This is a genomic window from Alteromonas sp. G4i35 (genome assembly GCF_054960375.1).
Genome location: NZ_JBHNZD010000006.1, coordinates 32,519 through 44,490, shown reverse-complemented (window position 1 = coordinate 44,490; position 11,972 = coordinate 32,519). Strand labels below are relative to the sequence as shown.

At 46.4% G+C, this 11,972-nt stretch carries 8 protein-coding genes; all 8 read right to left on the bottom strand.

Annotated elements, in window-relative coordinates:
- Positions 1 to 11 precede the first annotated feature (11 nt).
- Entirely contained in the window at positions 12 to 962 is a 951-nt protein-coding gene (locus ACFI6L_RS04790) for a VWA domain-containing protein (protein ID WP_462573533.1), read from the bottom strand.
- A complete protein-coding gene (locus tag ACFI6L_RS04785; RefSeq protein WP_039234006.1) occupies positions 962 to 2,020 on the bottom strand; it encodes a VWA domain-containing protein in 1,059 nt (352 codons plus the stop codon). Before ACFI6L_RS04785 ends, ACFI6L_RS04790 begins: the two co-directional genes overlap by 1 nt.
- A gap of 15 nt (positions 2,021 to 2,035) precedes the next feature.
- The gene (locus ACFI6L_RS04780; RefSeq protein ID WP_014977564.1) at positions 2,036 to 2,806 is read right to left on the bottom strand and encodes a MotA/TolQ/ExbB proton channel family protein; all 771 of its coding nucleotides are present in this window, start codon (positions 2,804 to 2,806) and stop codon (positions 2,036 to 2,038) included.
- 125 nt (positions 2,807 to 2,931) lie between these two features.
- Positions 2,932 to 4,914: an SUMF1/EgtB/PvdO family nonheme iron enzyme gene (locus ACFI6L_RS04775; RefSeq protein ID WP_462573532.1), complete on the bottom strand. Its 1,983-nt coding sequence runs from the start codon at positions 4,912 to 4,914 to the stop codon at positions 2,932 to 2,934.
- An 11-nt stretch (positions 4,915 to 4,925) separates the two neighbouring features.
- Positions 4,926 to 6,374, bottom strand: a complete 1,449-nt coding sequence (locus ACFI6L_RS04770) for a hypothetical protein (protein ID WP_462573531.1) — start codon at positions 6,372 to 6,374, stop codon at positions 4,926 to 4,928.
- Between the two features lie 77 nt (positions 6,375 to 6,451).
- On the bottom strand, positions 6,452 to 7,708 hold the full coding sequence (locus ACFI6L_RS04765; protein ID WP_014950954.1) for a hypothetical protein: 1,257 nt from the start codon (positions 7,706 to 7,708) through the stop codon (positions 6,452 to 6,454).
- Positions 7,709 to 7,730: 22 nt separating this feature from the next.
- Positions 7,731 to 8,276, bottom strand: a complete 546-nt coding sequence (locus tag ACFI6L_RS04760) for a hypothetical protein (RefSeq protein ID WP_014980467.1) — start codon at positions 8,274 to 8,276, stop codon at positions 7,731 to 7,733.
- Between the two features lie 237 nt (positions 8,277 to 8,513).
- Complete coding sequence (locus ACFI6L_RS04755) at positions 8,514 to 11,849, bottom strand: amidohydrolase family protein (RefSeq protein ID WP_462573530.1); 3,336 nt, start codon at positions 11,847 to 11,849, stop codon at positions 8,514 to 8,516.
- Positions 11,850 to 11,972 lie beyond the last annotated feature (123 nt).

The following is an 11,972-nucleotide window of genomic DNA, read 5'->3' as shown; positions in this document are numbered from 1 at the left end:
GCCAATAGAGACTAAAAATATTGGCCGATGAAAGCGCCGCGGTTTCGCTTCGCTACCGCCTGCATAAATGCACTAAAGCGCTGTGCGTTTCCATTACTTCGGCTAAAGCCTACGCCGTGTATACGAATAACAGGCTGTCCATTGGCACCTTGGTTAGCTTGGGTAATCTGACTTACAATCTGATCTAAATTCGGCCTTTGATAATCATCGCCAAACACATAAAGACTCACGCGCCCTTTGGTGTTTTTATACAGCTTGATGGCTTTAAGGATCCCCGCTTCAGGCTGACTCGCCCCTCCTTTAAAGCTCTTCATTTGGCTCATTGCGGTGTCTCTCATTGTTTGTCTGTCATCTAGCCATTGCCCAGCTCTACTGGAAAACATAAAGCTTCCGTCAGCAGACATAATCTGAAAACCTTTCATTTTAGGATGGTTTTTTAAAATGTCGTTTACGACGGTGATCACGCGATTCCAACCACTGCCAGAGGACATGGAACCCGAGTTATCGATAGCAAAAATAACGTACTCAGCATCGGTGGGAATTCCACCAACATCATCGTCAGGCGTATCTGTCGGATTCGGCGTATTTAACATAGCGGTTGCCTGGCGTATTTCGTTACGCAGCGACGAAGCTTTGTCTTTCAGTTGATTAATGGTTTGTTGTGCGCGTGGTATCGATGAGTCTAAATTGTCTTTCTGTTCCGTGACGGAGGCCGTTTTGCTTTGTGCTGCTTTCAGTTCTTGTAGCTTATCTGACCGTGCGCCTTTGAGCGTTTCCACATCAACTTGAGCCTGTAATACCTGGTCAATAAGAACACTTACGTTACTAGGGCCGCGCTCAGTGTCTTCAGTGCCGTTTTTGGCCAGAAGCACCAGCATGACTACGGCGCCGAAAGCACAGGAAATTATGTCGAGAAAGGCAATGTTGAATACCTCAACGGGGGCTCGTTGAATTTTGCGCATTAAGGCCACTCCGGAGCAGGTGATAGGAAAGTGCCGCTTGTTGCGCGGGTCCATTCCCAGTACATAGGTGAAGCAAAAGGATCGCCCTCAATGGGCAGCAAAATCACATTGTAATGCACGCCTTTCTTAGCGCGCTTAACGGTTTCAACAAATAAGGTCTTACGGCAATCTGATGAAATTGACTTTTTACTACTAATGAAGCTTTTGCAGCTCATAGGTAGTCCGTCACCCAAGGTAGGAAGGCCATCGGTGACAATATACACATCGGTGATGTTTGGGTTAGCCTTAAATAAAATGCTTAAACCTTCTTGAAGGTTTGTTCCTCCATTGGGGACGACAGCACCGAGGTCTTTAACTATGGCGTTCATCGAGCCGCTGACTTTGGCACTATTTACATCACGAAGGCCTAGTGTGGTAGCGGTGTCTGAAAAAGTCACTACGGTGACTCTTGATTCTAAAGGAACACGCGCGAGCATCCATTGGGCTACCCGTTTGGTGCGTATCCACTTCGGCGTAGAGACTTTCTGGCTATCACTCAACGCTAACTTGCCTAAAATATCCACCAAGTTATCGCCCATCATTGACGCACTTTTGTCAATTAGCAGACCTATTTCCGGGCCTTCTATTTTCATGCCAGTGATGTAATTCTGTTCGCCGGTACCTTGCATTTGAATGTTGGCTGACTTTTCTACTTCTTTAGACAATGCGGCTAGCTGGTTTTCAAGATCAGCCACTACTGCCATTTCTGTAGACATGTCTTGCAGTAGTTTTGACTGGTCTTGCGTTGTATCTGCTTGCGCTTGCTGAGCATCGTCTTGCTTCGCCGACTCAAGGGCAATTTTATCGTTTAATTCGTCAATCGACTTTTTGAGTTTTTGTTGTTCTTGCTCTGCGGCGGCAAGTTCCAGCTCTAATTTTTCTTTCTCTTCAGTTGGTGTAGGTGTAAACGCTTTAAAGTCGACCAGAATGAAAATAAGAATAACCGCGCCAAGGCCGCAGGCCATAACGTCTAAAAACGCCAGGTTAAATCCGTCTTCGGCTTTACGCACTTTAGGCATTACTGTCTCGCCTAATTAGTTGTGAAGGTGTGACAGAAGGTGGTGTTCACAAGACTCTTGTGTGCGAATTACCATAGTGTCTTGGCGACCATTTAACAGGTGCATTAACAACATTAATATAAGCGATATAAAAAGCGCGACGAGCGTAGAGTTGAACGCAACGCCCAGCGAAGCCGTCATTCCCGCGATATCACCATCTAGGGCTGCGTCTGCTTGCGCAAGGGCTGCGCCAATACCGCGAACAGTGCCAACGAAACCAATCGAAGGAATAGCCCAGATTATGTAGCGAATCACGTTATTACCACTTTCAAGCTGGGCAGCAATATTTTCTACCGAAGCGTGGATTGCATCGGCAGCATGCTGCACGTTCTGTGTGTTTTTAAAGCGTCTAATGCAGTTTATCCACGTGCTGTATGCGGGGGTGTCGCTATAAGATGAAGACGAAAGCTCATCTAACGCTTTATCTACATTTAGTGGCGTATCTTTGTTGTGCTCAGGCAGTAAGTCTCGTGAGTAAATCTCTTCTTCATCCAGCAGCTTCCAAAGTTTGTAAACCATTAGGAAAATGCAAAACAGCATCAGCGAGATACAAACCTGTTGCTCGATATCTTTAAGAATAACCCAGAAAGAGGATAGGGACGCTGTGCCAGCCGTTGCCATGACTTTTTCGGCTGCGGGGCGAATGACACCGGCAAATAGGAAATGTACCAAGGCAAATATAAATAGAAAGACCCCGCCACTTACAAGAAAGCTGGGGTTCATTGACAACGTATTCTCTTTATTCATCATCATTCCTTGATAGTTAAATGTTAGTTGGAAAGTCTTGCGGCGAATCTAACGATACAAAGTACGCACTTGCCGTGCCCGCAATGGCCAACAATACTGCAGCAATGATCAGTTTCTTTTTCATATTAATTCTCGTATCTCGCTATGCGAAAGCCTATATCGTCAGCAGGTTCAGTCTCACCGCTGCGCACGCTTGCGCGAATATTCTTAAGCCGACCCGTTTGAAACGACGCGCCTTTTACTACGTGTTTACCTTGTCCAACAGGGCCTAGGTAGTCGGCAAAAGTACCAGACTGGTTTGATGGTGAATTCTGGTAAACATCGTGGACCCACTCACGCACATTGCCATCTAAATCGTAGAATCCACCACGTTCAGCTTTGAACGAACCAACAGGGGCTTTGTCGACAAATCCGTCATCGTAGTCTTTTAAAATGAAGGTCTGTTTCCCACTTAGCGATGCATCAGCGAAGTTACCTTGTTTATCGCGAAGCCTAAACTGATTACCCCAAACAAAGATTGTTGGTGATGCTCGGCGATTCATTTTTGCAACGAATTCCCACTCGGCTTCCGTAGGTAAACGATAGCCTTTCGAGGTTTTATCAATACCGGTTACTCTGCCATTTTGAACAACATAAAACGGTGTTAAACCTTCCTTCTCGCTTAGCCAATTTGTAAACGCAACCGCATCACTCCACGAAACATTCGTGATCGGTAGCTTGCTGCTAGGCCCTTTCCCTGCGAACGCGGCGAACTGCGCCTGAGTAACCTCGTGATTAGACATCCAGAATTTACGCGAAAAAGATACGTCTCTTTGCGTTTCATTGCGCTGGCGATCCTTTTCGTTTGCAGGAGAGCCCATAGTGAAGGCTTTGGGTGTAACAAGCGAAAGTTGAATACCCAGTGTATTTGCAAAAAGCGGCTTACCTTCACGCCGTCTTGCTTCAAACTCTGTAAGCATATCAGCGTGTACTTTCACCGGCTTGTTTGCACTAGGTGTAATAGTCTTGGTAACACTGCGATATCCTTCACGTTCGAATGTTACTGTGTGCGGTAAAGCTTGAAGCGTTAAATTAAGCGGCGTTTGACCTTTAGGTGAACCGTCGATGAAAACTTTTGCACTTAACGACGCGCTTATATTCACTTGTCCTCGCTCTTCTTGAAGGTTGAAGGTAAGCGCTTTGTTCTCGCCGGGAGCTAGCGTGATCCGCTGGCTTTGTGAAATGAATCCGGTTTTTTCATACTTGACGATATGTGGCGTATTCGCATCCACACGAGATCTTGTATCAGTCGGTTTATTATTTACTGTAAGTACGCCGCCTTGAGGGTCTGTCGAAACTGTTATCTGTGCTTGAAGGGGTTGAAGGTTATAGTTTCTTGTCGGGTTAGGGCGTTGGCTAGTGACTTCAATGGTGTCTTCCAATGGCTCTAGCCCTGACTTCGTCACAACAATTTCGTACTTACCGCCATTCATATTAATAGAAAGTGGCGTGACACCCATATCTTTACCGTCAAGGGAGACATTGGCACCAGAAGGGCTTGAGTTTATGCTAATTGCGCCCTTAACTGGAGAAAGTGAAATAACTTGTTCAATTTCCTGCGCGATATCTGCATCAAATTGGATCTCACCCGTTTCATAATGCGGATGACTGGCGCTCGCTCTGTAGCTGCCCTTTTTTAATTCCGTTACGTAGGTTCTCGATACCGCTACTTTCTCAGCGTTTAAATGCCAGGTTATTTCACTCAACGAAGGGGAGGTTGATAGGGTGACTTTTGCCGGTAAAGGAACGAGCGTAACATTAATAGTGCTTGGCGAGTTGTTGTTAATAACAACCGTGGCGTCTTGATATTTTGGGGCCGAAACCTGGACTTCAGCATGGCTACCAAATACGTAAAGCTTGTCACTGATGAACATCGCACTACCACTTAAAACAGCAAATTGCGGATTTTGTGCTGCACGTTCTGGGGAAACTGCAAAGGCATAACCTTTGGTAAGAAACAGCCAGCCAAAATAAACAACGAGAACGGCGGCCAGTCCTATTAATGAAGCTATAGCAACGCCTTTTCTTCGCTTCTTTCCTTTGGCTATGGCGTCATCAATACTGCTCACTAGATAGGTCCTTATACTTTTTCAGTACATACAACATGTACTGATAGGTTGGTGTCTGACGGTGAAACTACAATCTCTTGAATGGTTGAGCGATAACCCTCGCGGCTCCCTTCAATGCGATATGTACCAGGTTTCAGCTGAATGGTTTTTGTTTTTACTTCCCCCACGAGGCCTACTCCAAGTACCTTAATATAGGTATCGTTATCCGACGTTATTGTTACGGAACGGGGCTGATTGATATTGTCGATCACTTGCTCAAGTGAAGATATTTGGGCACGAAGTTTTGCGCTTTTTTCTGCATGTGAACCTGCTCGCGCAATGTCTTTAAGGGCTAGATTTCTGACGTTGTTATCCGATAAACGCTCTGGCCGCCTTTGGTAAGCGCTCAAGCTTTTTTCTGCATCGAGTATGGCTTCGGCATTTTGCTTTGCCTCAAGTAAAGCAGGGCTGGCTGGAAAGCTAGCGAGGCCTTTATTAGCTAGCAGCTTTACGGTTTGCCATTCATCTGCGCTGACAAACAAGGCGACTTGATTTTCAATTTTCTGCTGCTCTTGTGAAGCAATTAAAGACGCGAGCTTTTTATTAATGGTGGCAAGCTCAGTGCTTGAAGCTTTTAGACTTTTGGCGTCATTGAGGAATTCTGCGGCAGCAGGGTAGTCACCTTGCTCGATAGCTCGATTTGCCTGAGCTAGCAGCGTATCAAATCGGCTGTCTTGCAATTGCCGGTTAATAGCATCAAGTGCTTGCTGTGCGTCCTTACGGGCAGGATCTAACTGTACTATTTTTGCGTACGCTTCGCGCTGTTTGCTGATGTTGTTTTCGACCTTACCAATGCGTGCCTGCTCGTAGGCGTCTTGCACCTCGTCAAATACATCAATGCGTTGCTGCAAAATGTTAGCTTTTTCGAAATCAGGGTTTATCGTTAGCGACGTTTTGTTTAGGTTAAACGCGCTTGAAACATTCTCGTTATTGAAGGCAAGGAGGGCGTCTTCGTAAGGTTGAGTGTAGGCGTTTTCGTAGTCAGTATTTATTGTGTTAACTGAGCTCTTTATATTATCTAGTGCATTCATAACTGCGCTGTAGTTGGACGCGCCATATTCATTAAACGCGCTATTTAACTTGCGCTCAACTTCACTCGCTTTTTCTAGGAACATCTGGGAGTGTGAAACGCGACTAACCAAGTCGTTTACACTTTGTTTTGACTCGCTAAGCGCCATTTGAAGGGCTTTTCGTTCTTCTTCATTAACTTCCACAGCGGGTGTGGATTTTGCGGTTTGGGGTACTGCTGTTGTGTCATCCGTGGCGTCCGTAACGTTCGATGTGACAGTAGGCATATATGAGATAAGGAGCACGCCTGCGACGCCTATCAACATGACCAGTGAAAAACCGAGCAGTGACTTTTTTATGAGTGCCTTTTTCTTTGCTCTGCTTTGCTCTATTTGTTGCTCAACGCTTGGCATGCGTAACCCTTTACTCTCTAACTTAACAATAGAATAGATATCTTATTTAATGGTTTTGATAACACCAACGACTGGGCTTATAGCGCAGTCATTGGTGTGGATTCCATGTCATAGATATCTTTCAGGCGAGCGCGAAGCTGGTAGTATTGTTCGCTTGCTGTGCCTTGAAGCTCAATGCGTTGATTGTCTATTTCAACAATTTGATCGGCTACCTGAATATCAAGGTTTTGCCCCATTTCATCGAATAGATCCCGTTGGGCGTGAAGCTCTTTGTTAGTTTTGATTGCTTCGCTCAGTGTACCAATTGCGGCAATACCAGCACCTGCCGCGGCTACTTGACCAGCCGTTGAGCTAGAGTTAGAGCCTAAAAGCACTGAGGCGACTGCGAATAACCCTGCCGTGACTTGTTGTGTGGTGCGCTCTGCTTCAAGTTCTCTGATTTTCTTGGCTTCAGGAAGTGTCTCTTTCTGGTACTTACGATATGGCTCTTCAGTGGTTACCCAAAAAGAATCATAGGTTTCTTGAAGGCTATCAATAAATTGTTCATCTTTTGCCTGTATGGCGCGCACGCGACGAAGCATTGGATCGCTATCTGAAGGCGCACTTACTAGCTCAATCTCACCTCTTCTGCCTTGGGTAAGGTATTGGCTAAACGACTCAGGGCTATACATTTGTGCGTAGCGCAGGTCTGACACCATTTGCACTTCTTGCTTGTAGGCATCGGATTTCTTTATAAGCAAATCATAAACGAATTTTGCAATTTGCTCGAAAACTGGGCCGTTAGGGTTTTCGCCGCGAGACATGGCATCGCGATACCAGCCTTCACTTACGCGGTATTCAAATTCTTCTTCACCCCACACTGTGTTTTTAGCGTCCATCACTTTCACGCCAATTTCTACAGTTTCGGTATCTGAATAATTAATTTTGCCCAGCACGTAAACATCGGCAAGTGCAGAAGCATCTGGCGTTACGTTAATGCTGCCGAAAGATTTGGTTTCACCTAGGGCTTCTTTCGTCGCTATCGCAAAGCGGTTAGCTTCTAAGCGACGCACTTGAGGCCAAATCCCTTCCTCTTCTATTTCATCGTAATCGATAGTGCCATCACGTTCTGTTGGAAAGCCCGGGTCAAATACAGGTATGGCAACATCCATGTAAATTTCGGAGTTGTAGTTGTAGGTGTTTTTTTGTGCGCCTAACGCCTGACCGCCTCCTGGGCCTACCATAGATGGTCCTACACTGGTGACATTAGTCTGCGTTGAGCCACATCCGCTCAAGAGTATAAACGATGCTGTTGCGACCACGGTAAACAGGGCCTTGGGTTTAAATGAAGACATATCCTTTCCTTCCTCTGATTTTTTATTTACAACCGTATTGCTCTTTTAATGCTTGGAAATGCGCCTTTTCAGACTCAGTTGTTGCTCCTTGCAAGCCGGCAATTACGGCGTCACATACCGCTGAACTTCCACCTTTCGCTTGTCCTCCAACAGACTGTTTTGAAGGATCTGAACTTGAAGTGGTTGTTTGTGTATTCGTCGATGATTCTTGAGACTCAGTGCTGCTTTGTGAGCTAGACTGCCCAGCGCCTGCCCCCGAAGATGATGTGCTCGAGGTATTACCCGCACCAGCGCCTTGCCCGGCACCTTGACCCGCCGCGCTAGCTACGCTTTGTGCGCTCGATTGTGCCGCTGCGTTCATGCATTCTTCGCTTTGGTTTAGTGCGCCAAATAAGGAGTCGTCTAACGCTTGTATTTTTTCCGCTTCTGTCATCGTAGATAGGTCTTGTTCGCCAAAATCGAGAACGGCGCAATCTTGATAATAGGTAGGGGCTTCGCTCGTTTGAGCGCCAGCTGAAGCAAAAATGAGTGCGTTAAGCAGTAATGCTAGTGGCAAATAATACTGCATGGCGAATAAGTCCTTTTAATCTGATTTGGGGTGGTTCATATATTACCCTCCATCCTTACAGCAGTTATACCACTCTTTTACTTAAGACTAAACTCAGTTTTAAACATGCACAGGTAAGTTTTCATATTCAGAAAATAAAAAGCCGACGAAACAGGAAGCTTTCGTCGGCTTTAGCGTTGGGTTAATTAAGGCCTACTAGTTTATGCTATTTATTACTACAGGCCTTTGGACGCAGAATTAATGCTCCCAATGATAGTGGTGCGCTTTCGCTTCCACATCATCTGCCGTTTGTTGCGGCATAAAGGTGGCATTGTCTTGTTCAAAGAAGAACGGTTTGCGTTTTTTCTTACTGCCCACTTCGTTCATGGTGGCCGACTCGTATACGCGTCCATTTAGTACAGTGTATTCTACGAATTCACTCTTTCTAATGTCGCTTAATACGTCGCCATCAATCACCACTAGGTCAGCAAGTTTACCTTTTTCGATACTGCCAAGATCTTTGCCCATACCTAGGTGTTTCGCGCCATCAATAGTACCGCCGCGTAGCGCTTCCCAAGGCGTGAAGCCGCCTTGTTCCATGATCCACAGCTCCCAGTGAGCAGCTAAGCCTTCACGCTGTCCGTGAGCACCAATATGTACACTGACCCCATTATCTCGGAGCTCTTTGGCGTAGCTTGCTACGTTTTGGTGGTTGTACTGATTTTCTGGCGCAGTAGGTCTGCGGATCGCGCGGCTATCTAGAATCGTCGACGGCGTATAACGAAGAAGACGCGGGTTCTTCCACACTTCAGTTTTGTCGTACCAGTACTCTTCACCCATCATGCCGCCGTACGACACAACAAAGGTCGGCGTATAGCCAAACTCTGTGGCTTTCCATAGTTGAGTAACATCACTGTAGCCTTTTTCCACAGGAATGCTGTGCTCAAGACCCGTATGGCCATCTACCAACATAGTCAGGTTCTGCTGAAGCTTACCGCCTCCTTCAGGCACTACCATCATCTCTTGATTTTTTGCTGCCCACAGCACTTGCTGACGCTGGTCACGACGCGGCTGATTGTAGCTTTTCACTGAAATAGCACCGGCTTCTTTCAAGCGCTCTACGTGGAAATAGGCATCTTCATAATTGTTGATAATCGCTTTGTAACCTAGTCCTTCTGCACCGTATAAAATCGTGCCGGTGGAGTAGATACGTGGCGCAACAATATCGCCTTTACGCTGTAATTCTGCCGCAGCAAAAATTTCTGTCGTGTCGTTTGAAGGATCATGAATGGTTGTTACGCCGAACGACACATTCGAGTACTGACTCCAGTTTTGCTGAGGAATAATCTCATTGCGGCCCTGCGAGCCGTGAGCGTGCGCATCAACAAGCCCTGGGATAATGGTTTTACCCGTGGTGTCTATTTTCATTGCATCATCAGGAATGGTCACATCGCCACGTTTACCCACTGCTTCAATGCGGTTGTCTTTAATCAGCACAACGCCATCTTCAATCACCTCTTGGGTGTTGTCGGCATCGCGCATGGTTACCACTTTACCGCCAACCAAAGCTTTGTAACCAGATGGCTTGTCAGCTTTAGTGGTAAACGACAAATCCATACCTTCAGCTACCGGCTCAGGCAGCGTTTCCGCTGCGCCATCAACAAAGGCAAAGGCTTCATCGAGTGAACGGCTAAATAGCGTAGGGCCGTTAAACCAGCTAAGGGTTCTATTGTCAGGCGACCACGTTAAGTATTCACCTGCACGGCTTGAGAGCTGCGTTACCGGCAGTGAGGTCATGTTCGGGCCTATGGTGATGCGCTTGCCATTTTCGACAAACGGCGCCACGTACGTTTTGAATTGGTAAACAAACGCAACCCATTTCTTATCGTGTGAAAGTTTGTACTCACTTACTTTATCTGCACCGTAAAGGTGAGTTCGCTTGTCGTTACCCTTAAGGTTAACGCTTGAAAGCTGGGTTTCGTAGTAAGCTTCGCCGCCCGCTGATTCGGTGAAATACACTCGGTCGTCGTTACCCGCGAAATGCGCGTTGTAGCCGCCCTCAGAGACTTTTTCTACGGTGTCTTCTTCAAGATCTGCTACGTAAATTCCTGGCTCAACCGAGTATTTGGGGTCTAATAAGTAGCCGCCCGTAAACTTGCGGAAGACGACTTTCTCGCCATCGGCAGAGAACGACGGCTCAATGTAGTGACCTGGCTGCTGGGTAATAACCTTTCCTTTCCCGCCACGAGCAGAAACCACGCGAACGGTGCCTAGGTCTTGGTCATTCCATGTCGTATAAACAATCGACTTTCCGTCGTTAGAGAAGCGCGGATAGTATTCGTCATGGTCGTTTTGTTTCGTTAAACGCTTAATTTTGCCAGATTTAACGTCGCGCACATAAAGTTTACCTAACGCTTGGAAGAGTACGGATTTACCGTTGGGCGACATTTGAGACCAGCGGATCATGCGAACGTTAAATTCATCAGGTGCGACATCTACGTCAAAACGTAACGCATCGGCAAATTTCACCGTGCCTTCAACGGTCACGTCCATGGTGCTGGTGGTTTTATCTTTCACGTTGATAATGTGGAACTTACCGCCTGTCCAATATACGATTTCGCTGCTGTCTGGCATCCAGTCGAAGTAGGCAAAGTAACCTTCCGAACCAAAGCCTTCCTGCATATCTCGCTCTAGTTCTAACGTCAGTGGTGTTTCTACACCTGTCTTGATGTCTTTAATGAAAAGCGCGGTTCTATCTTTAACGCGACGCACAAAAGCGATGTATTTACCGTCAGGTGAAGGCGTAGGAACCACAGCGCCGCCCGTACCGCTAATATAGCGGCTCTCTTCGCCGGTTTCGCGGTCGTAGCGAGTGATAGCAAAAATGCCTTCTAACGGGTCGCGGTTATATTCAAAGCGGGCGCCCGGAACCGTATTTTCGGTAAAGTAAATATACTTGCCGTCATGAGAGAATACAGGGTCAGCAATGTTTTGTTGGTCGCGCTTTCCGCTGTTACGAGCTTTAATTTGTAGGCCGTCACCACCTGATTTGTGGTACATCCAAATCTCGCCCGCAGGAATACTACGGCTAGACATGATGCCTTTGGTTACCACTAGGTATTCGCCGTCTGGGCTCCATTTAGGAGAGTGGATAAGATTGCTTTTCTCTTTGGTTACCTGACGAAGATTACTACCGTCAATGTCCATAACCCATACGTTACTTAACCCATCTTTATCCGAGATAAATGCGATCTGTTTACCGTCTGGAGAAATTGAAGGGTGAATATTCCATGCGAAGTCTTGGGTCAGCGGGGTCGCATCGCCACCACTCATGCTCACTTTGTACAAGTCGCCCAGCATGTCAAAAACCATAAACTCGCCGTTTGGTGCAACGTCTAAGCTAGACCACGTGGTTTCGTTTGTTTTGATAGTGACTTCGTTTAACGCATAAGGTGGGTTGCTGACTTCCCACGTTTCAAGCTCGGATTCTGTTTTTTCTTCACTGTCGTTTTGGGCGTATAAAGTAGGTGCGACGCCCAAGCCCAGGGCGCTTACTAGCGTGATGGCCAGTAAACTTTTCTTTGTCGTTATCATAATTGTGTTTCCAACCGCTTGTTATTTATTTTCTGTCTACATCAGAGTACATGACTTAACATGAAGATACGTACTCTTGAATTGTAAAACTAAGGTTAATCTTACTGCAAAGTAGGATAGATT